At 63.6% G+C, this 26,707-nt stretch carries 25 protein-coding genes; 15 read left to right on the top strand and 10 right to left on the bottom strand.

Annotated elements, in window-relative coordinates:
- Positions 1-53 precede the first annotated feature (53 nt).
- Together pdxR and RPG13_RS09300 are read left to right on the top strand one after the other, a co-directional pair.
- Positions 54-1,547 carry a MocR-like pyridoxine biosynthesis transcription factor PdxR gene (gene pdxR / locus RPG13_RS09305; RefSeq protein ID WP_292227868.1) on the top strand — a complete coding sequence of 498 codons (1,494 nt, stop codon included), beginning with the start codon at positions 54-56 and terminating at the stop codon, positions 1,545-1,547.
- Positions 1,548-1,726: 179 nt separating this feature from the next.
- On the top strand, positions 1,727-3,316 hold the full coding sequence (locus RPG13_RS09300; protein ID WP_337124874.1) for a trimethylamine methyltransferase family protein: 1,590 nt from the start codon (positions 1,727-1,729) through the stop codon (positions 3,314-3,316).
- A 123-nt stretch (positions 3,317-3,439) separates the two neighbouring features.
- On the opposite strand, the gene RPG13_RS09295 is transcribed toward RPG13_RS09300, so the two are convergent.
- The 3 genes from RPG13_RS09295 to RPG13_RS09285 are packed head-to-tail and all read right to left on the bottom strand — an operon-like array spanning position 3,440 to position 6,118.
- Positions 3,440-3,838 (bottom strand): hypothetical protein, encoded by a 399-nt coding sequence (locus tag RPG13_RS09295; protein ID WP_126103819.1) that lies wholly within the window; start codon positions 3,836-3,838, stop codon positions 3,440-3,442.
- A 55-nt stretch (positions 3,839-3,893) separates the two neighbouring features.
- Positions 3,894-5,294 carry a chromate efflux transporter gene (chrA, locus tag RPG13_RS09290; RefSeq protein ID WP_442921385.1) on the bottom strand — a complete coding sequence of 467 codons (1,401 nt, stop codon included), beginning with the start codon at positions 5,292-5,294 and terminating at the stop codon, positions 3,894-3,896.
- 5 nt (positions 5,295-5,299) lie between these two features.
- The gene (locus RPG13_RS09285) at positions 5,300-6,118 is read right to left on the bottom strand and encodes a chromate resistance protein ChrB domain-containing protein (protein WP_126107260.1); all 819 of its coding nucleotides are present in this window, start codon (positions 6,116-6,118) and stop codon (positions 5,300-5,302) included.
- A gap of 192 nt (positions 6,119-6,310) precedes the next feature.
- Between RPG13_RS09285 and RPG13_RS09280 the strand changes: the two genes are divergently transcribed.
- The gene (locus RPG13_RS09280) at positions 6,311-6,730 is read left to right on the top strand and encodes a GFA family protein (protein WP_126103821.1); all 420 of its coding nucleotides are present in this window, start codon (positions 6,311-6,313) and stop codon (positions 6,728-6,730) included.
- A 78-nt stretch (positions 6,731-6,808) separates the two neighbouring features.
- On the opposite strand, the gene RPG13_RS09275 is transcribed toward RPG13_RS09280, so the two are convergent.
- The gene (locus RPG13_RS09275) at positions 6,809-8,614 is read right to left on the bottom strand and encodes an IlvD/Edd family dehydratase (protein ID WP_292711162.1); all 1,806 of its coding nucleotides are present in this window, start codon (positions 8,612-8,614) and stop codon (positions 6,809-6,811) included.
- A 158-nt stretch (positions 8,615-8,772) separates the two neighbouring features.
- On the opposite strand from RPG13_RS09275, the gene RPG13_RS09270 reads away from it, so the two are divergent.
- Complete coding sequence (locus RPG13_RS09270) at positions 8,773-9,222, top strand: SRPBCC family protein (protein ID WP_292711159.1); 450 nt, start codon at positions 8,773-8,775, stop codon at positions 9,220-9,222.
- Positions 9,223-9,377: 155 nt separating this feature from the next.
- On the opposite strand, the gene RPG13_RS09265 is transcribed toward RPG13_RS09270, so the two are convergent.
- On the bottom strand, positions 9,378-10,583 hold the full coding sequence (locus tag RPG13_RS09265) for an Mrp/NBP35 family ATP-binding protein (protein ID WP_292711156.1): 1,206 nt from the start codon (positions 10,581-10,583) through the stop codon (positions 9,378-9,380).
- A 238-nt stretch (positions 10,584-10,821) separates the two neighbouring features.
- On the opposite strand from RPG13_RS09265, the gene RPG13_RS09260 reads away from it, so the two are divergent.
- Entirely contained in the window at positions 10,822-11,199 is a 378-nt protein-coding gene (locus tag RPG13_RS09260; protein ID WP_127205383.1) for a VOC family protein, read from the top strand.
- Between the two features lie 81 nt (positions 11,200-11,280).
- Here the strand turns inward: RPG13_RS09260 and RPG13_RS09255 are convergent, their stop codons facing one another.
- Positions 11,281-12,285, bottom strand: coding sequence for an inorganic phosphate transporter (locus RPG13_RS09255; RefSeq protein ID WP_292711153.1), 1,005 nt, complete (start codon positions 12,283-12,285; stop codon positions 11,281-11,283).
- A 3-nt stretch (positions 12,286-12,288) separates the two neighbouring features.
- The gene (locus RPG13_RS09250) at positions 12,289-12,930 is read right to left on the bottom strand and encodes a DUF47 domain-containing protein (protein ID WP_095482992.1); all 642 of its coding nucleotides are present in this window, start codon (positions 12,928-12,930) and stop codon (positions 12,289-12,291) included.
- Positions 12,931-13,094: 164 nt separating this feature from the next.
- Between RPG13_RS09250 and RPG13_RS09245 the strand changes: the two genes are divergently transcribed.
- The 10 genes from RPG13_RS09245 to RPG13_RS09200 all read left to right on the top strand — a co-directional run bounded on the left by RPG13_RS09245 (position 13,095) and on the right by RPG13_RS09200 (position 23,264).
- Entirely contained in the window at positions 13,095-13,994 is a 900-nt protein-coding gene (locus RPG13_RS09245; RefSeq protein WP_095482993.1) for a LysR family transcriptional regulator, read from the top strand.
- A gap of 187 nt (positions 13,995-14,181) precedes the next feature.
- Positions 14,182-14,661 carry a formate dehydrogenase subunit gamma gene (locus tag RPG13_RS09240; RefSeq protein WP_127290122.1) on the top strand — a complete coding sequence of 160 codons (480 nt, stop codon included), beginning with the start codon at positions 14,182-14,184 and terminating at the stop codon, positions 14,659-14,661.
- Positions 14,658-16,217 (top strand): formate dehydrogenase beta subunit, encoded by a 1,560-nt coding sequence (locus RPG13_RS09235; RefSeq protein ID WP_126103825.1) that lies wholly within the window; start codon positions 14,658-14,660, stop codon positions 16,215-16,217. Before RPG13_RS09240 ends, RPG13_RS09235 begins: the two co-directional genes overlap by 4 nt.
- A gap of 10 nt (positions 16,218-16,227) precedes the next feature.
- Positions 16,228-19,104 (top strand): formate dehydrogenase subunit alpha, encoded by a 2,877-nt coding sequence (fdhF, locus tag RPG13_RS09230; protein ID WP_126103826.1) that lies wholly within the window; start codon positions 16,228-16,230, stop codon positions 19,102-19,104.
- A gap of 3 nt (positions 19,105-19,107) precedes the next feature.
- A complete protein-coding gene (fdhD, locus tag RPG13_RS09225; RefSeq protein ID WP_337124872.1) occupies positions 19,108-19,938 on the top strand; it encodes a formate dehydrogenase accessory sulfurtransferase FdhD in 831 nt (276 codons plus the stop codon).
- Positions 19,928-20,233, top strand: coding sequence for a formate dehydrogenase subunit delta (locus RPG13_RS09220; protein WP_127205388.1), 306 nt, complete (start codon positions 19,928-19,930; stop codon positions 20,231-20,233). Before fdhD ends, RPG13_RS09220 begins: the two co-directional genes overlap by 11 nt.
- A 127-nt stretch (positions 20,234-20,360) precedes the next feature.
- A complete protein-coding gene (locus RPG13_RS09215; protein WP_337124871.1) occupies positions 20,361-21,911 on the top strand; it encodes an alpha/beta fold hydrolase in 1,551 nt (516 codons plus the stop codon).
- A gap of 108 nt (positions 21,912-22,019) precedes the next feature.
- On the top strand, positions 22,020-22,493 hold the full coding sequence (locus RPG13_RS09210) for a carboxymuconolactone decarboxylase family protein (RefSeq protein ID WP_337124870.1): 474 nt from the start codon (positions 22,020-22,022) through the stop codon (positions 22,491-22,493).
- 83 nt (positions 22,494-22,576) lie between these two features.
- Complete coding sequence (locus RPG13_RS09205; protein WP_095483047.1) at positions 22,577-22,939, top strand: nuclear transport factor 2 family protein; 363 nt, start codon at positions 22,577-22,579, stop codon at positions 22,937-22,939.
- A 10-nt stretch (positions 22,940-22,949) separates the two neighbouring features.
- Positions 22,950-23,264, top strand: coding sequence for a hypothetical protein (locus RPG13_RS09200; RefSeq protein ID WP_095483000.1), 315 nt, complete (start codon positions 22,950-22,952; stop codon positions 23,262-23,264).
- 135 nt (positions 23,265-23,399) lie between these two features.
- On the opposite strand, the gene RPG13_RS09195 is transcribed toward RPG13_RS09200, so the two are convergent.
- From RPG13_RS09195 to RPG13_RS09185, 3 genes are read right to left on the bottom strand one after another with little or no spacing between them, the layout of a single operon-like run.
- Complete coding sequence (locus tag RPG13_RS09195) at positions 23,400-24,827, bottom strand: gamma-aminobutyraldehyde dehydrogenase (protein ID WP_292227046.1); 1,428 nt, start codon at positions 24,825-24,827, stop codon at positions 23,400-23,402.
- A gap of 29 nt (positions 24,828-24,856) precedes the next feature.
- The gene (locus RPG13_RS09190; RefSeq protein ID WP_337124869.1) at positions 24,857-25,672 is read right to left on the bottom strand and encodes an ABC transporter permease; all 816 of its coding nucleotides are present in this window, start codon (positions 25,670-25,672) and stop codon (positions 24,857-24,859) included.
- Complete coding sequence (locus RPG13_RS09185) at positions 25,662-26,627, bottom strand: ABC transporter permease (protein ID WP_127205393.1); 966 nt, start codon at positions 26,625-26,627, stop codon at positions 25,662-25,664. The genes RPG13_RS09190 and RPG13_RS09185 overlap by 11 nt, the downstream gene beginning before the upstream one ends.
- Between the last annotated feature and the right edge of the window lie 80 nt (positions 26,628-26,707).

The following is a 26,707-nucleotide window of genomic DNA, read 5'->3' as shown; positions in this document are numbered from 1 at the left end:
CATTCGACTGGTCCAGCCAAATGAAAAAGGCTGGCCATCGAGGAACATTTCCCATGCCACAGCGAAACGACACGGCCATATGGTCCGGCCTGTTCCGGATTTCGGCAGACTCCGGCCAGACCCTGCAGGCGCAGATCCGTCAAGCGATCGTCGCCGCCATCCTCGACCGGCAGATCGCCGCTTCGATGCCGCTTCCGTCCTGCCGGATCCTAGCCGAGAAACTCGGCGTGGCGCGCGGCACCGTGGTGCTGGCCTTCCAGCAGCTCGTCGACCAGGGTTTCCTGGTGGCGCGCGAACGGCGCGGCCATTTCGTCAATCCCGACGTGCTGGCGACCCCGGCGAGGCCGCATCAGAAGGCGCCCGACCAGGCCAACGAGATCGACTGGAAGGCGCGCCGCCAGATCGCGGCCAGCGACATGCCGCCGCCGGCCAAGCACGACAACTGGATCAAGTCGTCCTACCCCTTCGTCTATGGCCAGTTCGATCCGGCACTGTTCCCAACCGCCGAATGGCGCGAATGCAACCGCATGGCGCTTGCCGTGCTCGAGATCCGCAACTGGGCGTCCGACATGGTCGACCGCGACGATCCGCTCTTGATCGAGCAGATCCAGGCGCGGCTGTTGCCGCGGCGCGGCATCTTCGCCAATCCCGACGAGATTATCGTGACGCTCGGCGCGCAGAACGCGCTTTACATGCTGGCGACGCTGCTGATGACCAAGGGCTCCAAAGTGGCCATGGAAGACCCCGGCTATCCCGACGCACGCTCGATCTTCCGGCTGGCGGGCGCCGACGTCACACCGGTCCCGGTCGACCACTCCGGCATCGTAACCGCTTCTATTCCCAATGATTCCGGCTTCGTCTTCGTGACGCCCAGCCACCATTGCCCGACCATGGTGCCACTGTCGGCGGAGCGCCGGCAGGACCTTTTGGCGCGCGCCAACCGCCACAACCAGATCATCATCGAGGACGGCTATGACAGCCAGCTCCTGGACGAGGCGCCGCAGCAGGCGCTGAAGAGCCTCGACCGTTCCGGCCGCGTCATCTATGTCGGCTCGATGTCGAAGACGCTGGCTCCCGGTCTGCGGCTCGGCTACATCGTCGCCTCGGCCGGGCTGATCTCCGAGCTTCGCGCGCTACGCCGCTTCATGCTGCGCCATCCGCCGGCCAACAACCAGCGCGCGGTCGCGCTGTTTCTGTCGCTCGGCCATCATGAGGCGCTGGTGCGGCGGCTGTCGAGCGCCTTCGACGAACGGCGCAAGCGTCTGATCCATGCGATTTCCGCCTTTCTGCCGGAGTGGCGCTCGACCGATTCGGCCGGCGGCGCATCGCTCTGGCTCGAGGGACCGCGCGGCACCGATTCGCGCGGGCTGGCCGAGGCCGCCGCCTCGCGCAGCGTCATCATCGAGCCTGGCGACCGCTTCTTCGACCACACCGAAAAGCCGTCGCGCTTCATGCGGCTGGGCATCTCCTCGATCGCGCTGCAGCACATCGAGCCCGGCATCCGCGAACTGGCAACGGCGGCCGGGCGCAGGCCGGCGGCGGCTTGATGCCTCGTCCGGGCTGGGACCGGCCACCGTTCTTTAGCGCTCTGGCATATGCGACGGGACCGTCTGGCTCATAGGCTGTGCCAATGCCGACGGCATAGTTCGAGGCATAAGGGGACGAAGCAGGCCGATGGTGGACCAACCGCCGCCGCCAGCTTCGCAGCTAAAGGTGGAGTGCCTCCATGTCAGTGGCTGTTGAGAAGCCGGATACGCCCACGGACCAACGTTCGCGGCGTTCCGGCGGGCGCGAAGCGCGCCGCGCCATGCGTGCGGCGCCACTTGCCGACGACATCAAGCCGGTGCGCGCCGGCCTCGAAGGCGGAAGTTACGGGCCGCTCAGCGAAAACGACCGCGAGCGCATCAACGAAGCAGTGCTGACGCTGCTTGAAACGGTCGGCTTCGCCAATGCCATCCCATCCTGCATCGAGGCGTTGACCAAGGCCGGCGCCACTCTCGGCGAGGACGGGCGAATTCGCTTTCCCCGCGCGCTTGTCCTCGACACGATCAAGAAGGCCGCGCGCCACTTCACCCTGCATGGCCAGGATCCCAAGCACGACATGCTGATCCAGGGCAAGCGCGTGCATTACGGCACGGCGGGTGCCGCGGTGCATCTGGTCGATGTCGAGAAGCGCGAATACCGGGAGTCGCTGCTGCAGGACATCTACGACGCTGCCCGCATCGTCGAGGGGCTCGACAACATCCACTTCTTCCAGCGGCCGATGGTGCCGCGCGACATTCCCGATCCGCTCGACATGGATTTCAACACGCTCTACGCCTGTGTGATGGGGACGTCGAAGCATGTCGGCACGTCCTTCACGGTGCGCGAGAACGTCAAGCCGGCGCTCGACATGCTCTACGCAATTGCCGGCGGCGAAGAGAATTTTCGCGCGCGGCCTTTTGTCTCCAATTCGAACTGTTTTGTCGTGCCGCCGATGAAATTCGCCGAGGACGCTTGCGGCGTGCTCGAGGCCTGCGTCGAAGGCGGCATTCCGATCCTGCTGCTGTCCGCCGGCCAGGCGGGCGCCACGGCGCCGGCGGCGATTGCCGGTGCGGTGGTGCAAGCGGTGGCCGAGGTGCTCGCCGGCCTTGTCTATGTCAACGCCATCAAACCGGGGCATCCGGCGATCTTCGGCACCTGGCCGTTCGTCTCGGACCTCAGGACCGGCGCCATGTCCGGCGGCTCGGCCGAGCAAGCGGTGCTGACCGCTGCCTGCGCCCAGATGGCGCAATTCTACGATCTGCCCGGCGGTTCGGCCGCCGGCATGACGGATTCGAAACTGCCCGATATTCAGTCCGGTTACGAGAAGGGCATCACCGATGTGATGGCCGGTCTTGCCGGCCTCAACCTCGTCTACGAATCGGCCGGCATGCACGCCTCGCTGCTCGGCTTCTGTCTGGAAAGCCTGATCATCGACAACGACATGCTCGGCCATTGCCTGCGCTGCGTGCGCGGCATCGAGGTGACCGATGAGTCGCTGTCGATAGACACCATCGCCGACGTCTGCCTGAAGGGGCCAGGTCACTATCTCGGCAACGAGCAGACGCTGCGGCTGATGCAGACCGAATATTTCTACCCGGCGGTCGGCGACCGCTTTTCGCCGAAGGAGTGGAACGAGAAGGGCAGGCCCGACATCTTGCAGCGGGCAATCATCGAGAAGAAACGCATCCTCGCCGAGCGCTTCCCGCGCCACGTGCCGAAGCTGCTCGACGACAAGTTGCGCGCTCGCTTCGGCAATCTGATCCAACTGCCGCGTAGCGGCATGGGCGGCTGAGGATGCTTCCCGTCAAAAAACTGTCAGAGCCTAATCCATCCCGACAAAATCGGGACGGGCTCTACCTTCTGTTTGACCATGATCTTTTCCGAAAACCGGGTCTCCACTTTTCGGGATCATGGTCTAGTCGGCGCTCAAACCGTAGCGCTCGACGACCTCGCTGCTGATCAGCTTGGCATGCAGCGTCATCAGTATAATTTGCGCATCGAAGCTGTCGCCGGCCTCAAGGGCTGCCTCGAGCCGGCGCTCCGCATCCAGCCTATGTTGAAGGCCGTTGGATTGCTCGAACGCTTCCGGCCCGGCAATACAATAGCCAAATAGCTGCGCCACCGGTGGGTAGGCTTGTGGTGGCGGCTCGTCGGGCCAGTGATCCTTCATCAGATTGACGATGGTGAGCTTTGCTCCCTCCGGCACAAGGGCGGGATGAAGGTCGACGCCACGCAACGCGGCGTCGAGTTGCCTGAGGTCACCTGAACGGCCGAACATTCCGAGGAAGCCTAGGGAAGAGCGTCGTCTCGCCATGATGTTCCTATCCAAATGCCCGAAACCGCAGCGAAGCGCCGGCCGCACGCCGCCGTTATCCGCTCGCTGCCAGCAACAAAACGCCAGCGAGGGCCGATCCCGCAAGCGTCGGCAGCATGCCGATCTTCAGCTTCAGAATGGCGATCATGGCAGCACACGACAGCAGAGCCGCACCCCAGTCGATTGATGAGAGCACCGGCACGTCCATTCCAAGCCCGATGTTGCGCACCTCGCCGAAAATGACGTGCAAGCCGAACCACAGAGCGAGATTCATGATGACGCCGACGACGGCGGCGGTGATCGCGCCCAGCGCCGCCGACAGTGCCTTGTTGCCGCGCAGGGCTTCGATGTAGGGCGCACCGAGGAATATCCAGAAGAAGCAAGGCGTGAACGTGGCCCACAGGGTGAGCATCGCCCCTAGCGATCCGGCAAGCAGTGGGTTCAAGGCTCCGGGCTGGCGGAACGCGGCCAGAAAGCCGACGAACTGCAGGACCAGAATGAGCGGACCGGGCGTGGTTTCGGCAAGACCGAGGCCATCGACCATTTCACCGGGTGCGAGCCAGCCGAAGGACTCGACCGCTGCCTGCGCGACATAGGCAAGGACCGCGTAGGCGCCGCCGAAGGTGACGACCGCCATGACGCTGAAGAAGCCGCCAATCTCAGTCCATACACTGACGGATCCGGTGAACGCCCAGATCAGAAGCACAGGCCCGAGCCAGATCGGCAGCCAGATCGCAATGGTGCGCGGCGCATGCCATCGCGTCGGCCTGGTGTGGGCCAGTTCGCCGCGCTCGAACATCAGGTCGACCGCCCCTTTGATGTCGGGAGCATCGCCCTTGCCGTGCGACGCGCCGGAAAAGAGGCCCGGCGCAACACGGTTGCCAATCCAGCCTGCCAGGCCCGCAAGCAAGATGATGAGCGGAAACGGCACGTTCAATGCATAGATGGCGATGAAGGCGGCGAGCGCGATCGACACCATGACTCGATTCTTGAGGGCACGTCGTCCGATCCGGATCATCGCCTCGATCACGATGGCGAGCACGGCCGCCTTCACCCCGAAAAACAGCGCCTCGACGAGGGGAGCGTCGCCATACAGCGCATAGAGGATGCTCAAGGTGAGCATCACAAGCGCGCCCGGCGCGACGAAGAGGATGCCGGCGACGAGGCCGCCGATCGTCCGGTGCAGCAGCCAGCCGACATAGATGGCGAGTTGCTGGGCTTCAGGGCCGGGCAGCAGCATGCAGTAGTTCAACGCATGCAGGAAACGTTGCTCGCCGATCCAACGCCGTTCCTCGACCAATTCCTTATGCATGAGCGCGATCTGCCCGGCCGGCCCGCCGAAGCTGAGCAGGCCGATTTTCGCCCAGAGCTTTACGCCTTCGCGGAAGGTTGGCGCTTCCGGCGCTTCGACGATCCCGCCCGTTTTCTCCGAAGCCCCCGTTTTGTGAGACGGCATGGCGCTCATGATGGCTTGCTCGCGCTTGGCCAGTTGTGCGTCTCCTCGGTGGCGTCGCGGCACCATCGGAAAAACGCATCGTAGAGCAGCATCCCTGCCTCCAGCTGTTCAAGATCGTCGCGAAACATCCGCGACAGTCCAAGCGAGGCGGCCAGAAATCCGGCCGCCTGGGGAACCAGATCGAGGCTTGCGGTATCGGCTGCGCGCACAATCATGGCGAGGCGGTCGAGCGGTTCGGATTCGAGCCCGAACTCTTCGATCATCGTGTCGAAGGTGCAGCGTTCGCCGCGGTGTGACCAGAACACATTGTCGATGTCGAAAGGCACGGCCTGAAAGCGATCCGCAGCGGCCGGCACTTCGGCCGCTTCAACAAAGAGAAAAACCGCGCTCGGATCGATGAAACGCCGGATCAGCCAGGGGCAGGCGATGCGATCGACCTTCGGGCGGGCCCGCGTCACCCACACGGTGCGGCCCCTTTCGTCGCGGGTAGGCATCTTGCCGGTGCGGACCAAAAGCCCCTTGGCATCGCGCCAGGCCTCGAACCCGCCTTCGAGGGATTCGGCGGCAATGCCCTCATGCCGCAGCCATGCGGCCACGCCTTGCGAGAGCTTTTGTCCTCTTTGGCAGACGACCGCCACTCGGCTGCCGGTGAATTCGGATGCCCAGGTTGGGACGGTTTTGAAATCACGCCGGCTTGAGGCCGGCAGCAGGCGCGGATCGGCGTTGTAATCATCATCGACGCGAACATCGATAATCGTTGGCGCGCCCGGCAGACCAATCAGACGGGACAGTTGCGATACGGTGATAACGGTTGTTGACGGCATGGCGTCCACCTCCTTGAAAGAGAAGCTTGGACGCGAACGTTGGGCTGACGCCTCACGGGGTCGTCGCGATGCACCCCTTGCCATGATCGTGGATTTGTCGCGCCCACTTGTCAAGCGTCATGCCTAGAGCAAAGGATGCTCTGCTCCGAGGGCCGGTTTGGCGGAGCCAGAACATTTCTGCGAGGAAAAACCATGAAAAAGACCTATCACGGCAGTTGCCATTGCGGCGCGGTGCGTTTCGAAGCCGATATCGACCTCGCCGAAGGCATCCGCAAATGCAATTGCAGCTTCTGCTGGAAGCTCGGCTACCGGAAATCCTTCGCAGCCTATGAGGCCGTGAGGGTGACGGATGGCCGCGACCGGATGCGTGAATACAAGGCAACGCCGTCCAACTGGCCGGAAGGCGACATCAACCACTATATGTGCCCGAACTGCGGCGCGAATTTTCTCTCCCGCGGCTATCTCGACTTCATGGGCGGGAATTTTTGGGCGGTGAACGTCGCCTGCCTCGACGACGTCACCGAAGAGGAACTCGCCGCAGCACCAATTGTCTACGAGGACGGCAAGCGCGACAGGCAGGACCAAGCGCCGGAGATCACCGGTTATTTGTGAGCGGCGGGTTCAGAAAACATCTGACGGCGGCTTGATCGAAACAAGCCGCCGGCCAGCAGAAGGCGCCGGAGGCCGACGTTAGTGATTGTCCCGCGGCACGCCCTTGGTGTGCGCCACATCCTGATATTTCACCGCCGGCTTCAGCACCATTCCTTCGGAAAACTGGTCGACCATGCCACGCTGGATCTCCTGCCATGGCGTCTGATGCTTGGGGTAGTGATAGCCGCCACTGTTCTGCAGCTCGGCGCGACGGCGCGTGATCTCGTCGTCGGTGACGAGAATGTCGGCGGTGCCCTTGCGCAGGTCGATGCGGACGCGGTCGCCGGTCTTCAGCAGCGCCAGCCCGCCGCCTATGGCGGCTTCAGGCGAGGCGTTGAGGATCGACGGCGAGCCCGACGTTCCCGACTGGCGGCCATCGCCGATGCAGGCCAGCGCATGGATGCCCTTCTTGATGAGATGGGCCGGCGGCTGCATGTTGACGACCTCTGCGCCGCCCGGATAGCCGATCGGGCCGGCGCCACGCATGAACAGGATCGTGTGCTCGTCGATGCCTTGCGCCGGATCGTCGATGCGGGCGTGATAGTCCTCCGGCCCGTCGAAGACCATGGCATTGCCCTCGAAGGCCTCGGGGTCCTTCGGGTTCGACAGATAGCGTTCGCGGAATTCGGGCGAGATGCCGCTGGTCTTCATAATCGCCGAATCGAACAGATTGCCTTTGAGATTAATGAAGCCGGCATTGGCCTTCAGCGGCTCGGCGACGGTGCGGATGACGTCGAGATTCTCGTTGACGGCCCCACTGCAATTGTCGCCCATCGTCTTGCCGTTGACGGTCATGGCGTCGGGATGGGGCAACAGCCCAGCCTTCATCAGTTCGGCCACGACCGCCGGCACGCCACCGGCATGGTGGTAATCCTCGCCGAGATATTCGCCCGACGGCTGCAGGTTGACGATGAGCGGTATCTTGAGGCCGACCTTCTGCCAGTCGTCATTGTCGAGCGGCACGCCGAGATGGCGGGCGATGGCGTTGAGGTGGATCGGCGCGTTGGTCGAGCCGCCGATGGCCGAGTTGACGACGATGGCGTTCTCGAAGGCCTGCCGGGTCATGATGTCGGAGGGCTTCAGATCCTCATGCACCATGTCGACGATACGTTTTCCCGTCTCATAGGCGATCTGGCCGCGCTCGCGATAGGGCGCGGGGATCGCGGCCGAGCCCGGCAGCTGCATGCCGAGCGCCTCGGCCAGCGAATTCATGGTGGTGGCAGTGCCCATTGTGTTGCAATAGCCGGTGGACGGCGCCGAAGAGGCGACGATGTCCATGAACTCGTCATAGCCGATCTCGCCGGCCGACAGGCGCTGGCGCGATTCCCAGACGATCGTGCCGGAGCCGGTGCGCTTGCCCTTGTGCCAGCCGTTGAGCATCGGGCCGACCGACAGCGCGATGGCCGGAATGTTGACGGTGGCCGCTGCCATCAGCAGGGCCGGCGTCGTCTTGTCGCAGCCGATGGTGAGCACGACGCCGTCGAGCGGGTAGCCGTAGAGCACTTCGACCAGGCCGAGATAGGCAAGGTTGCGGTCGAGTGCGGCGGTCGGGCGCTTGCCCGTCTCCTGGATCGGGTGGCACGGGAACTCGAAAGGGATGCCGCCCATCGACACGATGCCCTCGCGCACGCGCTTGGCCAGCTCGATATGATGGCGGTTGCAGGGCGACAGATCCGAACCGGTCTGGGCGATGCCGATCAGCGGCTTGCCCGACATCAGCTCGGCACGCGTCAGCCCGTAATTCAGGTAGCGCTCGAGGTAAAGCGCCGTCATCCCCGGATTGTCGGGATTGTCGAACCACTCCTGCGAGCGAAATTTCTTCTTCTGTGTGGGGGCGCCGGCCATCATGGTCTCCGTATTTGTATGACAAATCGATATGACAACGCGCGAGAGCAGGCAAGAGGCACGCGCCATCCGATTCCGGACTTTGGTGCGATAGACATACATCGGCCCCCACGCTAGACGGGATCGGGGTTTGTCAACTTTGAATCCGGGAGATTTTGATGGCTTTGGTGATCGAAGGCGAGGAACGCATCGCCGCACCCCTGCAAAAGGTGTGGGAAGCGCTGAACGACCCGGACGTTCTGAGACAGACCATTCCGGGCTGCCAGAACCTCGAAAAGAAGTCGGATACCGAGATGGGGGCGACCGTGGTGCTCAAGATCGGCCCGATCAAGGCGACGTTCAACGGCGAAGTGACGCTCAAGAATCTCAACCCGCCGCATTCCTACACCATCCAGGGCGAGGGCAAGGGCGGCATCGCCGGCTTCGCCAAGGGCGGCGCCGATGTGACGCTGACCGCCGACGGGCCGGAGGCGACGATCCTCAGATATGCGGCCAAGGCCGATGTCGGCGGCAAGATCGCCCAGCTCGGCAGCCGGCTGATCGAATCGACGTCGAAGAAACTGGCCGGGCAGTTTTTTTCGTCGTTCGGCGAGAAGGTCGGCGAGTGATCCCTCCCCCTTGAGGGGAGGGTGGCCCGCAGGGCCGGGTGGGGTCCGCAGCGACGCGCACCGACATTTCCTTCGTAAGAGGTTGAGGCGGTTCAGATGACCCCTCCCGCCGCGCTTCGCGCGGCACCCTCCCCTCGAGGGGAGGGATATCCGTCTCACTCAAACACGATGCTCGGCACCGCGGCTTCCGCCGCGCCGCGTTCTTCATTGACCCTGTCCCAGACCTTAGAAGCGATGTCGCGGTAGATTTTTGCCTCGGCGCCATCGGGCTTCGAGACCACCACCGGTGTGCCGGCATCCGAGCTTTCGCGGATGCCCATCTCGAGCGGCACTTCGCCGAGGAAGGTGACGCCGAGACGTTCGGCCTCGCGGCGCGCGCCGCCGTGGCCGAAGATATCGTAGCGCTTGCCGGTGTCGGGGGCGAGGAAGTAGCTCATGTTCTCGACGATGCCCAACAGCGGCACGTCGACCTTCTTGAACATGTTGAGGCCCTTTCGCGCATCGATCAGGGCCAGATCCTGCGGCGTCGAGACGATGACGGCACCGGCCAGCGGCACCTGCTGGGCCATGGTCAGCTGCGCATCGCCGGTGCCGGGCGGCATGTCGACGACGAGCACGTCGAGCGGACCCCACTCGACCTCGCGCAGCATCTGCGTCAGCGCCGACATCACCATTGGTCCGCGCCAGATCATCGGCGTCTCCTCATCGACGAGGAAGCCCATCGACATGACCTTCAGGCCGTAATTCTCCATCGGCTTCAGGATCTTGCCGTCGACGGTCTGCGGCCGGCCATGGATGTTGAGCAGCCGCGGCATTGACGGGCCGTAGATGTCGGCGTCGAGCACGCCGACCCTCAGGCCGTTGGCGGCAAGGCCAAGCGCGATGTTGACGGCGGTGGTCGACTTGCCGACGCCGCCTTTGCCCGAGGCGACAGCGATGATCGCCTCGATGCCGGGCACGCCGCGCTTGCCCTGGCTATGCGAGGCTGGCGCATGCGGAGCCGGACGTGGCGCGGCAGCGGGTGCGGCCGCAGGTGTGGGCCTTGGGGCGGGCCTGGGAGCGGGTCTTTGCGGAACCGGAGCCTCCATGCCGCCACCTCTCTTTTCCGCCGTCAGCGCGACCACGGCGCCAGCGACACCGGGGATCGCCTTCACGACCCGTTCGGCGGCGGCACGCAGCGGCTCCATCTCCTGAGCCCTGGCGGCAGGGACCGTGATCGAGAAGAAGACCTTGGCATCGGCAATGAAAATTTCGGAAACCATGCCGAGGTCGACGATGTTGCCGGTGAAGTCCGGTCCGTTGACCGTCTTCAGGCGCTCGATGACGATTTCCTTGGTGACGTTTTCCTGGACGGCGGGCATCAGCTTTTCCTCTGCTTTTCCGCATCAGATAATGCAGTTCCCGAACAGAACCAAGCGGCGGAACGGCACGCGCAGTGGCATGGCTTCAAAAACTTGCGTCCACTTGTAGGGATTTGCGTCAATCGAAACGTCTTAGGAAGAGGCACGCCGATCGCGCGAGCTGCGGTCGCCAGAAGGCGAAGCAGCCCTATTTTCTTGCAGGGCTCGGGCGTGCTCGCCAGCAAGGAAGGAGACAATCATGCTCGCACACAGCAACGCAACGGCCAATCTCGCGGTGAAAGATCTGGCGAAGGCCAGGTCTTTCTATGAGGGAACGCTCGGCCTGACTGAGGTCCACAATGAGGGCGGCGAATTGATCGTCTACAAAAGCGGCGACACCAGCATCAACGTGTACCAATCGAAGTTCGCCGGCACCAACAAGGCAACAGCCGTGACCTGGATGGTCGGCGACGAGATCGACACCGTCGTCAAGGCGCTGAAATCGAAGGGCGTCGTCTTCGAGCACTACGAGATGCCGGGCCTGACGCTGGAAGGCGACATCCATGTCGGCTACGGCATGAAGGTCGCATGGTTCAAGGATCCTGACGGCAACATCCTGAACCTGGTCGACAGGTAGATTTCGGCGTCCACGCATGCCTGCCGCATCTGGCGTAGGGTCGCCGCGCCGGAGGCGACTCCAAGCGCCACCATGCCCGCGTCATGTTCCCAGGCTTACCGCGAGGTAGGTGAGGGCCGAGATCGCGGCGGTGGCCGGCAGAGTGACAATCCAGGCGATGACGATGTTGCCGGCGATGCCCCAGCGCACGGCTGAGACGCGGCGGGCGGCGCCGACGCCGATAATGGCGCCGGTGATCGTATGCGTCGTCGACACCGGAATGCCGAGCCAAGTGGCGGCGAACAGGGTGATCGCACCGCCGGTCTCGGCGCAGAACCCCTGCATCGGGTTCAGCCGGGTGATCTTCGAGCCCATGGTGTGGACGATGCGCCACCCGCCGAACAATGTGCCCAGCGCCAGCGCCGCCTGACAGGTGATGACGACCCATAGCGGCACGTAGAAATTTTCTCCGAGCATGCCTTGCGAATAGAGCAGCACGGCGATGATGCCCATGGTTTTCTGTGCGTCGTTGCCGCCATGGCCGAGTGAATAGAGCGAGGCGGAAACGAACTGCATGACGCGGAAAGTGTTGTCCACGGCGAACGGTGTCTGGCGCACGAACGCCCAGGAGACCGCAAGGATCAAGACAAGCGCCAGCAGAAATCCGGTCGCCGGCGACAGGACGATGGCCGCAATGGTCTTGCCGAGTCCGGTCCAGACGATGGCGCCGCCGCCTGCCTTTGCAACGCCGGCACCGACAAGTCCGCCGATCAGCGCGTGCGAGCTGCTGGAGGGGATGCCGACGAGCCAGGTGACGATATTCCAGACAATGGCACCGACGAGAGCGGCGAAGATCACCCCCGGGGTGACGATGCTGGCGTCGATGATGCCCGTTCCCAAGGTCTCGGCAACATGAAGGCCGAAGAACAGGAAGGCGATGAAATTGAAGAAGGCCGCCCACAGCACCGCATAGTGTGGCCTCAGCACACGCGTGGAGACGATGGTGGCGATAGAGTTGGCGGCATCGTGCAGTCCGTTGAGAAAATCGAAGAACAGCGCAACGGCGATGAGCCCGGCCAGCACGGGAAAGGCGATGGCGGCTTCCATTGGCTAAACGTTCTCGATGACGATGCCGCTGATCTCATTGGCGACGTCCTCGAACCGGTCGACCACTTTTTCCAGCTCGCCATAGATCTCGCTGCCGATCAGGTAGGCCATCGGGTCGCTGCGGCCATGCCTCTTGAACAGGTCCTTCAGGCCCTGCTCGTGCAGATCGTCGGCCCGGCCTTCCGCGCGCATGACCTCTTCGGCGATCGCGTTGAGGCGCACGCTGTGGGCGCCGATCTTGCTGAGCAATGGGATGGCCTCGGCGACCAGCTTGGCTGCAATAACGATGACGCCGCCCATTTCCTGCATCAGCGGGTCGAATTCCTTCTTGTCGAACAGCTTCACCGTCTTGACGGTCTTGTGCATCATGTCGATGGCGTCATCCATCGACTGGATCAGGTCCTTGATGTCACCGCGATCGAAAGGCGTGATGAACGAGCGCCGCACGGAAAGCAGGACTTCCGCGGTGATGTGATCGGCCTGGTCTTCAAGATCGATGATCTTCTGGCACCAGCGATCGATGTCCTTGCCCTGGAGGAGCTGCTCGAGCGCCTCGGCGCCATCGACCACGGTGCGGGAGTGCTGCTCGAAGAGGTCGAAGAAGCGATCTTCGCGCGGCAGCAGCTTGCGGAACCAGCCCAGCATGTTCGATCTCCCGTGCCCCACGACCTCGCCTTATCCACATAGCGCCGCATGCCGCTGCGGGAAATAGTAAGCCGGCTGAAAGGTGTGGATGCTGCCGATTGCACATGCAGCTTGCGGCGGAAGGCAATTTCCCCGACCTTGGCGCTGGACACCGGACAGATGGCATGATCGACAAGCTGGAATTCTTCATCGCGCTGGCCAGGGAAGAGCATTTCGGCCGGGCGGCGGAGGTGTGCGGCGTCACCCAGCCGACGCTTTCGGCCGGGATCAAGCAGCTGGAGGGCCAGCTCGGCGTGATGCTGGTATTGCGCGGCTCGCGCTTTCAGGGGCTGACGCCGGAGGGAGAACAGGTGCTGGTGTGGGCGCGCCGCATCGTCGGCGATACCCGCACCATGCGCGAGGAGATGCGGGCGGCGCGTCACGGCCTTTCGGGACGCATCCGCATCGCGGCCATCCCGACGGCGCTGGCCATGGTGGCGCGGCTGACGACACCCTTTCGGGCAAAACATCCCGGCGTCACCTTCTCGGTGCTGTCGCGCACCTCGATCGAGGTGCTGTCGCTGCTCGGCAATTTCGACATCGACGCCGGCATCACCTATCTCGACAACGAGCCACTGGGGCGGGTGACCAGCGTGCCGCTCTATGACGAGCGCTATCAGCTGATCACCGCCGTCGGAAACCCCTATTCCGACCGCGACAAAGTGACATGGGCGGAGCTCAGCCAGCTGCCGCTCTGCCTGTTGACGCCGGACATGCAGAACCGCCGCATCATCGACCAGCATTTGGCCGAAGCCGGCACGCAGGTGCGGCCGACACTCGAATCCAATTCGATGATCGTGCTGTTCTCCCATATCCGTACCGGCAAATGGTCGTCGATCATGCCGCTCAACCTCTCGGAAACATTCGGCTTTTCCGAGCCGATCCGGGCCATACCGATCGTCGAGCCGGATGCCAGCCACACCGTGGGGCTGGTTGCGACGCCGCGCGAGCCGCACACGCCGCTGGTCTCGGCGCTGCTGGACGAGGCGATGGCGCTGGCAGACGATTTCCGCGCCCGCCGTTGAGCTAGAGATTGCCGGATGAGTGGGATCGATAGAAGATTTCTATCGAGCAACGGATCGGCTTTATTGATTTGGCGGGTTTCCTCTGATTTCCTAAACACTTAGCGACATCGCATGTCGTTGCCCAAAAAGAACGTTTCGCACTTTTGGGCGACATGCATTGGATCGCAACGACCAGGGAGGGCGCTGCATGACAATGCAGCCTGCAAGTACCGAGATCGCGTCGCGCACGGCGGCGATCATCCAGGAGCTGAAGGGCCTCGAAGGCCCGCTATTGCCGATCCTCCACGGCATCCAGGAAGAGTTCGGCCATGTGCCGCAGGACGCGCTGCCGGTGATCGCCGAGGCGCTGAACATCTCCAAGGCGGAGGTGCACGGCGTCGTAACCTTCTACCATGACTACCGCAGCCACCCGGCCGGGCGGCATGTGCTGAAGCTCTGTCAGGCGGAAGCCTGTCAGTCGATGGGCTCGGACGCCGTTGCCGCCAAGCTCAAGCAATTGCTGGGCATAGGTTTCCACGAGACGGCGCGCGACGGTTCGGTGACGCTGGAACCGGTCTATTGCCTCGGCCTTTGCGCCTGCGCGCCATCGGCAATGCTGGACGGCGCGGTGATCGGCCGGCTCGATGACGAAAAGCTCGACGAGATCGTTGCCGAGGTGCGCTCGTGATCCCGCGCATCTACATTCCGGGAGACTCCGGCGCGCTGGCGCTGGGTGCGGAAAAGGTCGCCAAGGCGATTGAGAGAGAATTGGCCGATCGCGGCATCGAGGCCAAGATCGTGCGCAACGGTTCGCGCGGCGCCTATTTCCTCGAGCCGATGGTCGAAGTGGCAACAACAGACAAGGGCCGCGTCGCCTACGGGCCGGTGAAGCCGTCCGACGTCAAAGGACTGTTCGACAGCGGCTTCCTCACCGGCGGTCACCACAAGCGCTGGCTGGGCGCGCCCGACAAGATCCCGTTCCTGGCCAGGCAGACGCGCCTGACCTTCGCGCGTTGCGGCGTCATCAATCCGCTGTCGCTCGATCACTACAAGGCACATGGCGGGCTGAAGGGCCTGCAGAACGCCGTGGCGATGGCGCCGGCCGAAATCGTCAAGCAGGTCACCGAGTCGGGCCTGCGCGGTCGCGGCGGCGCCGGCTTCCCGACCGGCATCAAGTGGAAAACGGTGCTCGATACGACGGCCGACAAAAAGTATATCGTCTGCAATGCCGACGAGGGCGACAGCGCCACCTTCGCCGACCGCATGATCATGGAGGGCGACCCCTTCGTGCTGATCGAAGGCATGGCGATCGCCGGCATCGCGACCGGCGCGACCAAGGGTTTTGTCTATATCCGCTCGGAATATCCGCATGCGGTGGCGATGATGCAGAAGGCGGTCGAGGTCGCCCGCGAAGCGGGCCTGCTCGGTGTCAACGTGCTGGGCTCGCCCAACGCCTTCGACATGGAAATCCGCGTCGGCGCCGGTGCCTATGTCTGCGGCGAGGAAACCTCGCTGCTCAACAGCCTCGAAGGCAAGCGCGGGGTCGTTCGCGCCAAGCCGCCACTGCCGGCCATCCAGGGCCTGTTCGGCAAGCCGACGGTAATCAACAACGTCATCTCGCTGGCATCGGTGCCTGTCATCATGGACAAGGGTGCTGCCTTCTACAAGGATTTCGGCATGGGCCGCTCGCGCGGCACCATTCCGATCCAGATCGCCGGCAATGTCAGATATGGCGGCCTGTTCGAGGCAGCGTTCGGCATGACGCTTGGCGAGATCGTCGATGACATCGGCGGCGGCACGGCGACCGGACGTCCGGTCAAGGCGGTGCAGGTCGGGGGTCCGTTGGGAGCTTATTTTCCCCGCGCCCTGTTCGACACGCCATTCGACTACGAGGCTTTCGCCGCCAAGGACGGGCTGATCGGCCATGCCGGCATCACCGTGTTCGACGACACCGCCGACATGCTGAAGCAAGCGCGCTTCGCCATGGAGTTCTGCGCCATCGAAAGCTGCGGCAAGTGCACGCCATGCCGCATCGGCTCGACGCGCGGCGTCGAGACGATCGACAAGATCGCCAGGGGTATCGAGCCGGAAAAGCAGATCGAGCTGGTGACAGACCTCTGCAACACGATGAAGTACGGTTCGCTCTGTGCGCTGGGTGGCTTCACGCCCTACCCGGTGATGAGCGCAATCAACCACTTCCGCGATGATTTCAAGCCGGCGCCGGTCGCCGAAGCAGCAGAATAGGAGTCTCGCCATGGGTCTCGTTCAGGAAATCGACTACGGCACACCGGCCTCGACCTCCGAGAAGCAGGTGACGCTGACGGTTGACGGCTTCACCGTCACCGTGCCGGAAGGCACCTCGATCATGCGCGCCTCGATGGAAGCGGGCATCGCCATTCCAAAACTCTGCGCCACCGACATGGTCGACGCCTTCGGCTCCTGCCGGCTTTGCCTGGTCGAGATCGACGGCCGCAACGGCACGCCATCCTCCTGCACGACGCCGGTGGCGCCGGGCATGGTGGTGCACACCCAGACCGGAAGGCTGAAGGACATCCGCCGCGGCGTGATGGAGCTCTACATCTCCGACCATCCGCTCGACTGCCTGACCTGTGCCGCCAATGGCGACTGCGAATTGCAGACGCAGGCCGGCGTCGTCGGCCTGCGCGACGTGCGCTACGGTTATGAGGGCGACAACCACGTTTTCAAGAAGAACGACGGCGCAGAAAATTTCAAATGGATGGCGAAGGACGAGTCCAACCCGTATTTCACCTATGATCCCTCGAAATGCATCGTCTGCTCGCGCTGCGTGCGCGCCTGCGAGGAGGTGCAAGGCACCTTCGCGCTGACCATCGAGGGCCGCGGCTTTGAAAGCCGCGTGTCGCCAGGCATGCATCAGCTCTTCATCGACAGCGAATGCGTGTCCTGCGGCGCCTGCGTGCAGGCCTGCCCGACGGCGACGCTTTCCGAAAAGTCGGTGATCAAGATCGGCCAGCCGGAGCATTCGGTGGTCACCACCTGCGCCTATTGCGGCGTCGGCTGCTCGTTCAAGGCCGAAATGCGCGGCGACGAGCTGGTGCGCATGGTGCCCTACAAGGACGGCAAGGCGAACCGTGGCCATAGCTGCGTCAAGGGACGTTTTGCCTACGGCTATTCGACCCACAAGGAGCGCATCCTCAATCCGATGATCCGCGAAAAGGTCACCGATCCATGGCGCGAAGTGTCGTGGGAAGAAGCGCTCACCCATACCGCCAACGAGTTCCGCCGCATCCAGTACCAGTATGGCCGCACCTCGATCGGCGGCATCACCTCGTCGCGCTGCACGAACGAGGAAACCTATCTGGTGCAGAAGCTGATCCGCCAGGGTTTCCGCAACAACAATGTCGATACCTGCGCCCGCGTCTGCCATTCGCCGACCGGCTATGGTCTTGGGCAGACATTCGGCACTTCGGCCGGCACCCAGGATTTCGATTCGATCGAGAAAACCGACGTGGTGATGATCATCGGTGCCAATCCGACCGACGCACATCCGGTATTTGCTTCGCGCATGAAGAAGCGGTTGCGCAAAGGCGCCAAGCTGATCGTGCTCGACCCGCGCCGCACCGATATCGTGCGCTCGGCCCATATCGAGGCGCAGCATCATCTGCCGCTGAAGCCCGGCACCAATGTCGCCGTGGTCACCGCGCTTGCCCATGTCATCGTCACCGAAGGCCTGTTCGATGAGGCCTTCATCCGCGAGCGCTGCGATTGGGACGAGTTCCAGGACTGGGCGTCGTTCGTGGCGCTGCCGGAAAACAGCCCGGAAGTCGTCGGCCAGCTTGCCAATGTCGATCCCGAAGAGATCCGCGGCGCCGCACGGCTGTTTGCCACCGGCGGCAATGGCGCGATCTATTACGGCCTCGGCGTGACCGAGCACAGCCAGGGCTCGACCACGGTCATCGCCATCGCCAACCTTGCCATGGCGACCGGCAATGTCGGCCGGCCGGGCGTCGGCGTGAACCCGCTGCGCGGCCAGAACAATGTCCAGGGCTCCTGCGACATGGGCTCGTTCCCGCATGAGCTGCCCGGCTATCGCCACGTCTCCGGCGACGCGGTGCGCGACATCTATGAGAGCCTATGGGGCGTCAAGCTCGACGATGAGCCCGGCCTGCGCATCCCCAACATGCTGGACGCCGCCGTCGACGGCTCGTTCAAGGGCCTCTACGTGCAGGGCGAGGACATCCTGCAGTCCGATCCCGACACCAAGCATGTCGCCGCAGGGCTGGCGGCAATGGAATGCGTGGTCGTGCACGATCTTTTCCTCAACGAGACCGCCAACTACGCGCATGTCTTCCTGCCCGGCTCGACCTTCCTCGAGAAGGACGGCACCTTCACCAATGCCGAGCGCCGCATTAACCGCGTGCGCAAGGTGATGGCGCCGAAGAACGGGCTGGCCGACTGGGAAGTGACGCAGAAGCTCGCACAGACGATGGGGCTTGACTGGAATTACCAGCATCCGTCGGAAATCATGGACGAGATCGCCAAGACGACGCCGAGCTTCGCCAGCGTCTCCTACGATTATCTGGAAAAGATGGGCTCGGTGCAGTGGCCCTGCAACGAGAAGGCGCCGGAAGGCACGCCGATCATGCATATCAGCGGTTTCGTGCGCGGCAAGGGCAAGTTCATCCGCACCGAATATGTTGCGACCGACGAGAGGACGGGACCGCGCTTCCCGCTGCTGCTGACCACCGGCCGCATCCTGTCGCAGTACAATGTCGGCGCGCAGACCAGGCGTACCGACAATATCATGTGGCACAGCGAGGACCGGCTGGAGATCCACCCGCATGACGCCGAAAACCGCGGTCTGCGTGACGGCGACTGGGTCCGCCTGACCAGCCGCTCCGGCGAGACGACGCTGCGCGCGCTGATCACCGACAAGGTGTCGCCTGGCGTGGTCTATACGACGTTCCACCACCCCGACACGCAGGCCAACGTCATCACCACCGACTTCTCCGACTGGGCAACCAACTGTCCGGAATATAAGGTGACGGCGGTGCAGGTAGGCGCGTCCAACGGACCGTCGGAATGGCAGATCGACTATGACGAGCAGGCCCGCAACAGCCGTCGCATCGCGACGCTGGAAGCAGCGGAGTAATCTTTGAGCGCGCGCCGCAAAGCCACGACGCAGATCTCGCGGCTGGCGCACCGCGCCGGCGGCACTGCGGCCGCCAACCGCATGGTGCCGGAAGAGACGCCGGTGGCGTTCTCCTTTGCCGGCACCACTCATGCGGTGATGATGGCAAGTCCCGCCGATTTCGAGGACTTCGCGCTCGGCTTCTCGCTGACCGAAGGCATCATCGCCGACCGCCAAGAAATCGAGGCGATCGAGGTCGAGGATCACGGCGCCGGCATCGATATCCAGATCAGGCTGAAGGACCAGGCCAATACGCGCTTCGAAGCGCGGCGCCGACGACTGGCCGGACCGGTCGGCTGCGGGCTGTGCGGCATCGAGTCGATCGAGGAGGCCATGCGCTCGGTCAGCGCCGTCGGTTCGTCAAAACTTACGCTTGCGCCCGAAGATATCATCCGCTCGGTCAAGCTTCTGTCGAGGGTGCAGCCGCTGCACGCCGAGACCGGTGCGGTGCATGCCGCCGGCTTTTACATCCACGGCAAGGGCATCGTCATGGCGCGCGAGGATGTCGGCCGCCACAATGCGCTCGACAAGCTGGCCGGCGCACTGGCCAAAGCCGGCATCGACGGCACCTCGGGTGCCGTCGTCGTGACGTCGCGCGTTTCGGTCGAGATGGTGCAGAAGACGGCGGCGATAGGTGCTGCCTTCATCATTGCCGTCTCGGCGCCGACGGCACTTGCCATCCGCACCGCCGAGGATGCCGGCATGACGCTGGTGGCTCTCGTGCGCGGCGATGATTTCGATATCTTCACCCACCCTAGCCGTGTGGTTTCCGGAGTTGCCAAGCATGTCGCATGACGAAGGCCACATCATGAGCACCGGCGAGAAGCTGGTCCGCATGGCCAACCAGATCGCAGCCTTTTTTCACTCCAAGCCGCGCGAGGAAGGCATTGCCGGCGTCGCCGAGCACATCAACAAGTTCTGGGAACCGAGGATGCGGCGGCAATTGTTCGAAATGCTGGACAGCGGTGGCGAAGGCTTCAACGAGCTTGTCGTGGCCGCCTCGGTGAGGATCAAGCGGCCGAGTGCGCCGGAGGGCGCAGGTTTTAGCGCGGACGGGAAGGCCGAGATCGCCGCGGCGTCACAGAAATAGGCCAGCAAACGTCTCTTTAGCTGCCGCCGGCTTCCATTCAACCTCTCTAAAGTTGCATCTGCCGCAATCCGCGCGCCTCTGCTATGATCCCACGACCAGAAATCGTCGGGCCGGGCGGACAAACCTCGTGAGGCCGATCGAAACTCGATACGCCCGAAGCGGCGACGTGCGGATCGCCTACCAGGTGGTCGGCCAGGGATCGTTCGATCTCGTTTTCGTGCCGGGCTTCATTTCCAATCTCGATCTGCACTGGGAAGACGAGGGTTACAGCCGTCTGCTGAAACGGCTTTCAGCGTTCTCGCGGCTGATCCTGTTCGACAAGCGCGGCACCGGCCTGTCCGATCGCGTCGATGCGCATTACCTGCCTAGTCTCGAAACCCGCATGGACGATGTGCGTGCGGTGATGGATGCCACTGGCAGCGGCCGTGCGGCATTGCTCGGTGCTTCGGAAGGCGCGCCGATGGCGATGCTGTTCGCCGCCACCTATCCGGAGCGGACCCGGGCGCTGGTGCTCTATGGCGGCTATGCACATTTCCACAAATGGGTGATGCCACCGGAACGCCTCGACGCCTTCATCGAGATGGCGGAGACGGCATGGGGCACCGGCGCCACCTTGCCTCATTTCGCGCCTGGCCGGGTTGACGATTCCCGTTTTGCAACATGGTGGGGGCGCTTCGAGCGGCTATCGGCGAGCCCGACGGCGGCAGCTGCCTTGGCGCGCATGAATGCGGGGACCGACGTGCGCGGCGTGCTGGCGGCGATCAGCGCACCAACGTTGCTGATCCATCGCCGCAACGATGCGCGGGTCGATCCCGACGCCAGTCGTTTCCTGGCCAAAAAGATCCCGAATGCCCGCCTGGTCGTGATCCCTGGCCGCGACCACCCGATTTGGACCGGCGACGTGGACCGGGTGGCCGGCCTGATCGAGGAGTTTCTAACCGGCGAGCGCGCTGTCGCCGAGGCGGAGCGCGTGCTAGCCGCACTTCTAGCGACCCGCATCTACGATACCGCGCGCCTCGGCGACCGCATGTGGAGCGAGCGCAGCCAGCGTTTTCAGGAAACTTGGCGACTGCTGGTCGGGCGCCATGGTGGCCGCTCTGCTGGAACGCATGGCGAGCTGATGATGTCGCTCGACGCCCCGGCGCGTGCCATACGCTGTGCGGCGGCGCTGCGCGACGCGGCGCAGAAGATCGGCGTGGCCACAGCGCAAGGTGCGCATGTCGGCGAGATCGAGTTGCGCGGACCGCCGGCGGGGCTGACAGGCCGCGTGACGTTGCAGCTTGCCGCCCATGCCGGCAGCGGCGATATCCTCGCGTCCCGGCTGGTCGCCGATCTGGCAACCGGTTCGGGCCTTCATTTCACCGATGCCGGGCGGATCGCGCTTGACGAACTCGATGAGCCGCTCGCCCTGGTGCATGCGACGTCCGAACAGCATCTGGAGCCCGCCTGCCGGCCCAAAGCCCGGATGACCGAGCCGGCAGCGCTGACGGCACGCGAAAGCGAGGTGGTGAGCCTGATTGCCGACGGCAAGAGCAATGCTGTGATTGCCGCTGAACTCAGGCTGAGCGAGCACACTGTCAAGCGTCACGTCGCCAACATACTGCTCAAGCTGGATCTGCCGTCGCGCGCGGCTGCGGCGGCGTTTTCTGCCAGGCACGCTGGCCCGGACGGGCCATGAGAGCCATGGCGCTTTCGGGCGAAGCGGCCACGGAAGCGTAAGCGTATCAATTCTCTCCGCAGGCCAGGCGGATGTCGCCGAGAAAAGGCACCGCGAAGAGAGGATGAAATGTTGAAATGGAAGATCCAATCATTGGTGATGGCAGCAGGCATTGGTGCGCTCCTGACTGTTGCCCCGGCAAAGGCCGAGGATGCTTCGGCAACGGCTGCCTACAAGGATATCCAGGCGACGCTCGGCTCGGTGCCGGACATGTTCAGGACACTGCCGGACGTCGCGGTCGCCGGCGCCTGGGCTGAGATCAAAGGGGTGCAGCTCAACCCGAAGACCGCGCTCGATGGCAAGACCAAGGAGTTGATGGGCCTCGCTGTCGCTGCGCAGATCCCCTGCCAGTACTGCATCTATTTCCACACGCAGGCAGCCAAGCTCAATGGCGCAACCGACGAGGAGATCAAGGAAGCGGTGGCGATGGCCGCGATCGTGCGCCACTGGTCGACGATGCTCAACGGCAGCCAGATCGATCTCGCGGCTTTCAAGCAGCAGGCCGATGAGGTGTTCGCCGCCGTCAAGGCGAAGTCACAGTAGAAAAATCACTCCCCGGCGATGAACGCCGGACAGCGCCGATCAATCAAACGCCCGCTCGTGAAGACGGGCACATGGAGGATACAATGGTGACCAAGACACAGGCCGTGGACGGCGCGGCGATCAAGAAAGCGATCGAAGGCCGTGACGGAAAATTGCTGTCGAGCTTCTATGCCGACGACGCGCTGGTGCGGGTAATCGACCGCAACAATCCGCCGAGCAAGCCGCGCGAAATCCGCGGGCGCGCGGCGATCAGCACGTTCTGGGACGACATCTGCAGCCGGGCGATGACCCACAAGGTCGACACCACCATCGCCGACGGCGACAACCTCGCCTTCACCCAGGCCTGCGACTACCCGGACGGCACAAAAGTGTTCTGCGCGGCGATGCTGGAGCTGAAGGACGGCCAGATTGCGCGGCAGACCGTCGTGCAGGCATGGGACGAGTGAGGAGGCGGCCATGTTCAGCGCCAGATGGCAGATCGACGCCAAGTTCGGGCACAAGCAGGCAGTGCTCGACTTGTTGAAAAAATGGGAACGCGAGATCGGCTCGCAGGTCGGTCTCGCCGAGCTTGAGTTCCAGATCATGACCGGTTCGATCGGCGCACGGGAGGCGACGGTCGAGTCACACCACCAGGTCGAAAGCCTGGCACAACTGGAGGAATTCTTCGCCAAGATCGGCAAGATCGACGCGCACGCCAAATGGGGGAAGGAGATGGAGCCCTATGTGGTGTCGGGCACCAGCCTGTGGAACATCTATCGCATTGTGGAGTAGCGCTCTTCTGCCCGTTAACGGGAAGAAGATGCCGGCAGGCAGATAAGGGGCAGCGCCAAGTTGGCAGAAGCTTGTGCTGCCCCTCATCCGCCCTTCGGGCCACCTTCTCCCCGTGAGCGGGGAGAAGGGAAGGCGCTAGCCGTGTGCCACCATCACATGCCGCACGGCGGTATAATCCTCCAGGGCATAGAGTGACATGTCCTTTCCGTAGCCGGACTGTTTCAGCCCGCCATGCGGCATCTCGTTGGTCAGCATGAAATGGGTGTTGATCCAGGTGCAGCCATATTGCAACCGAGCGGCTGTCGCCATGGCGCGCGAGACATCCTTGGTCCACACCGAGGACGCGAGGCCATAGTCGCTGTCATTGGCCCAGCTCACCGCCTCGTCGACTTCGGAAAAGCGAGTGACCGAGACGACCGGCCCGAACACTTCGCGGCGCACGATCTCGTCTTCCTGCAAGGCGCCGGCGACGACCGTCGGCTGGTAGAAGAAGCCGGAGCCCTCGCCCGGCTTGCCACCGGTGGTGATCTCGATGTGCTTCAACTCGGAGGCGCGTTCGACGAAGCTCGAAACGCGGTCGCGCTGGCGGCGTGAGATGAGCGGCCCGATCTCGTTCTCGGTGTCGTCGGGGCGGTTGTACTTGATGGTCGAGACGGCCGAGGAAAGGTCGGCGACAAGCTTGTCGTAGATCTTCTTGCCGGCATAGATGCGACAGGCGGCGGTGCAGTCCTGGCCGGCATTGTAATAGCCGAAGGCGCGCAGGCCGTTGATCACCGCGCCCAGGTCGGCGTCATCGAAGACGATGACCGGCGCCTTGCCACCGAGCTCGAGATGGGTGCGCTTGACGGACTTGGCGGCGGCCTGCAGCACCTTCTTGCCGGTGGCGACATCGCCGGTGATCGAGATCATGTTGATTTTCGGGTGGTTGATCAGCGTGTTGCCGACGCTGTCTCCGCGGCCGAGCACGACATTGACGACGCCTTCCGGCAGGATCTCGGCTAGTACCTTCGCCAGCTTTAGCGCCGTCAGCGGCGTCTGCTCCGATGGTTTGAAAACCACGGTATTGCCGCCGGCGATCGCCGGCGCCAGCTTCCAGGCCATCATCATCAGCGGATAGTTCCATGGCGCGATCGAAGCGACGACACCGATGGCGTCGCGGCGGACCATCGAGGTGTGACCGGGAATATATTCGCCGGCGACCTGGCCGGGCATGGACCGGACGGCACCGGCAAAGAAGCGGTAGCAATCGACGATCGCCGGGATCTCGTCGTTGAGCACGGCGTTGATCGGCTTGCCGCAATTGAGCGCCTCGAGGGCGGCGAAATCCTTCGCATCGGCTTCTATGCGGTCGGCGATCTTCAGGAGATAGCCCGAGCGCTGCGCCGGCGTGGTGCGCGACCAGGTGATGAAGGCCTTTTCGGCCGCAAGCACCGCCGCCTCGATCTGCGCCTGGCTCGCTTCAGGCAGGTTGAGAATGGTCGCCCCGGTCTTCGGATTGAGGATCGGTTCTTCGGTTTCGGTGCCCTTCTCGAATTTCGAGCCAATCAGCATCTTTGTGTCCATGGAAGTCTCTCCCTTATGGATTCTTGACGTCATTTGCCCGAACCGGCGATCTGGTCGCCGTCGCGGGTCAGGTAGTAGGCAAGAAGGATGGGCAGCAGCGTCACCAGCACGACGACCATGGCCACCACATTGGTGACCGGGCGCTGGCGCGGACGGATCAGCTCCTCCAGCATCCAGATCGGCAGCGTCTGCTGCTGGCCGGCGGTGAAGGTGGTGACAATGACCTCGTCGAACGACAGCGCGAAGGCGAGCATGCCGCCGGCAAGCAGGGCGGTGGCGATGTTGGGCAGCACGACATGGCGAAAGGTCTGGAAGCCGTCGGCGCCGAGATCCATCGATGCCTCGATCATCGAGCCGGAGGTGCGGCGGAAGCGGGCCACGGCGTTGTTGTAGACAACGACGACGCAGAAGGTGGCGTGGCCAAGCACGATCGTCCAGAACGAGAACGGAATCTCGGCCAGCGAAAAGGCCGAACGCAACGCGATGCCGGTAATGATGCCGGGCAGCGCTATCGGCAGGATGACCAGCAGCGAGATGGTCTCGCGACCAAAGAATCGTGTTCGCGACACGGCCGCGGCGCACAGTGTGCCGAGGACCAGCGCGACGGCGGTCGAGATGGCGGCGACACGGACCGACAGCGACAGCGCTTGCCAAACGTCCGGGCGGTTCCAGGTGACGGCGAACCACTGCGTCGTCAGCCCCGGCGGCGGCCAGACGAAGCTCTTTTCCTCGGTCGTAAAGGCATAGACGAAGATCAGGAAGATCGGCAGATGCAGGAACAGCAGGCCGCAGGCGGCGGCGACCTTCAGGCCGAGAGGAGCGGGTCGTGAGCCATCAGAGCGCATCGAAAGCTCCCATGCGCTTGGCGCCCCAGAGGTAGAAGCCCATGATGACGATGGGCACTACGGTGAAGGCGGCGGCAAGCGGAATGTTGCCGGCGGTGCCCTGCTGCGAATAGACGGCCTGCCCGATGAACAACCGCGAGGTGCCGATGATCTGCGGGATGATGTAATCGCCGAGCGTCAGCGAGAAGGTGAATATCGAGCCGGCGACGATGCCCGGCAGCGCCAGCGGGAACAGCACGTTGCGGAAGGTCTGGCCGGGCGAGGCGCCAAGATCGGACGAGGCTTCGACCAGATTGCCCGGCACGCGCTCGAGTGCCGCCTGCACCGGCAGGATCATGAAGGGCAGCCAGACGTAAACGAAGACGATGAAGGTGCCGGTGGACGACACCGACAGCGAATTGCCGCCGACGATCGGCAGCGACAGCCAGCCATCAACAAGCCATAGAAGATGCAGCTTGGTGAGCAGCCAGGTCAGGATGCCTTCCTTGGCGAGGATGAGCTTCCAGGCGTAGATCTTGACCAGATAGCTCGACCACAGCGGCAGCATGATGCCGAGATAGAACAGCGCCTTCCAGCGGCCGCGCGCATAGCGCGCCGCGTAATAGGCGATGGGGAAGGCGATCACCGCGGAGGCGAGCGTGACCAGGGCTGCCATCGTCACCGTGCGCAGGATTATGTCGAGATTGGCGGCCTGGAGCAGGTCGCCATAGGTCTTCAGCGTGAATTCGCGGTTGATGAGGCCGGAGAATTCGTCGATCGAGAAAAAACTCTGCAAGAGCAGCGCGAACAGCGAGCCGATATAGACGATGCCGAGCCACAGCACCGGCGGCAGCAGCATCAACAGCAGCAGCAGCTTCGGCTTGCGCCAGAAGACGTCGGACAAGGCGCCACGCATGCCGCCGCCGCGGGGGAGGACGGCTGGGGCGGCTTTTGCCTGGGTCGCGGTCAGGGTCATGGCTTCTTCGACAGGTCGCGTTCCTTCGCGCCCCCCTCTGTCCTGCCGGACATCTCCCCCACTTGGGGGGAGATCGGATG

Origin of the sequence: Mesorhizobium sp. ISC15 (assembly GCF_037162615.1) — a bacterium.
Classification (GTDB): domain Bacteria; phylum Pseudomonadota; class Alphaproteobacteria; order Rhizobiales; family Rhizobiaceae; genus Mesorhizobium; species Mesorhizobium mediterraneum.
The sequence above is the reverse complement of the archived record's forward strand: the minus strand, read 5'-3'. Positions and strand labels throughout refer to the sequence as shown.

Excerpts from the sequence above, each read along its gene's own strand:
- RPG13_RS09245 (WP_095482993.1), top strand. The coding sequence starts at position 13,095 with ATGATCGACAAGCTGGAATTCTTCATCGCGCTGGCCAGGGAAGAGCAT.
- RPG13_RS09265 (WP_292711156.1), bottom strand. The coding sequence starts at position 10,583 with ATGCCCGCCGTCCAGGAAAACGTCACCAAGGAAATCGTCATCGAGCGC.
- RPG13_RS09220 (WP_127205388.1), top strand. The coding sequence starts at position 19,928 with ATGTCGCATGACGAAGGCCACATCATGAGCACCGGCGAGAAGCTGGTC.
- RPG13_RS09275 (WP_292711162.1), bottom strand. The coding sequence starts at position 8,614 with ATGGCCGGCGCCCCCACACAGAAGAAGAAATTTCGCTCGCAGGAGTGG.
- RPG13_RS09205 (WP_095483047.1), top strand. The coding sequence starts at position 22,577 with ATGGTGACCAAGACACAGGCCGTGGACGGCGCGGCGATCAAGAAAGCG.
- pdxR (WP_292227868.1), top strand. The coding sequence starts at position 54 with ATGCCACAGCGAAACGACACGGCCATATGGTCCGGCCTGTTCCGGATT.
- RPG13_RS09190 (WP_337124869.1), bottom strand. The coding sequence starts at position 25,672 with ATGCGCTCTGATGGCTCACGACCCGCTCCTCTCGGCCTGAAGGTCGCC.
- chrA (WP_442921385.1), bottom strand. The coding sequence starts at position 5,294 with ATGCCGTCTCACAAAACGGGGGCTTCGGAGAAAACGGGCGGGATCGTC.
- RPG13_RS09200 (WP_095483000.1), top strand. The coding sequence starts at position 22,950 with ATGTTCAGCGCCAGATGGCAGATCGACGCCAAGTTCGGGCACAAGCAG.
- fdhF (WP_126103826.1), top strand. The coding sequence starts at position 16,228 with ATGGGTCTCGTTCAGGAAATCGACTACGGCACACCGGCCTCGACCTCC.
- RPG13_RS09240 (WP_127290122.1), top strand. The coding sequence starts at position 14,182 with ATGACAATGCAGCCTGCAAGTACCGAGATCGCGTCGCGCACGGCGGCG.
- RPG13_RS09255 (WP_292711153.1), bottom strand. The coding sequence starts at position 12,285 with ATGGAAGCCGCCATCGCCTTTCCCGTGCTGGCCGGGCTCATCGCCGTT.
- RPG13_RS09210 (WP_337124870.1), top strand. The coding sequence starts at position 22,020 with ATGTTGAAATGGAAGATCCAATCATTGGTGATGGCAGCAGGCATTGGT.
- RPG13_RS09285 (WP_126107260.1), bottom strand. The coding sequence starts at position 6,118 with ATGCCGTCAACAACCGTTATCACCGTATCGCAACTGTCCCGTCTGATT.
- RPG13_RS09300 (WP_337124874.1), top strand. The coding sequence starts at position 1,727 with ATGTCAGTGGCTGTTGAGAAGCCGGATACGCCCACGGACCAACGTTCG.
- RPG13_RS09260 (WP_127205383.1), top strand. The coding sequence starts at position 10,822 with ATGCTCGCACACAGCAACGCAACGGCCAATCTCGCGGTGAAAGATCTG.
- RPG13_RS09195 (WP_292227046.1), bottom strand. The coding sequence starts at position 24,827 with ATGGACACAAAGATGCTGATTGGCTCGAAATTCGAGAAGGGCACCGAA.
- RPG13_RS09270 (WP_292711159.1), top strand. The coding sequence starts at position 8,773 with ATGGCTTTGGTGATCGAAGGCGAGGAACGCATCGCCGCACCCCTGCAA.
- RPG13_RS09185 (WP_127205393.1), bottom strand. The coding sequence starts at position 26,627 with ATGACCCTGACCGCGACCCAGGCAAAAGCCGCCCCAGCCGTCCTCCCC.
- RPG13_RS09295 (WP_126103819.1), bottom strand. The coding sequence starts at position 3,838 with ATGGCGAGACGACGCTCTTCCCTAGGCTTCCTCGGAATGTTCGGCCGT.
- RPG13_RS09280 (WP_126103821.1), top strand. The coding sequence starts at position 6,311 with ATGAAAAAGACCTATCACGGCAGTTGCCATTGCGGCGCGGTGCGTTTC.
- RPG13_RS09250 (WP_095482992.1), bottom strand. The coding sequence starts at position 12,930 with ATGCTGGGCTGGTTCCGCAAGCTGCTGCCGCGCGAAGATCGCTTCTTC.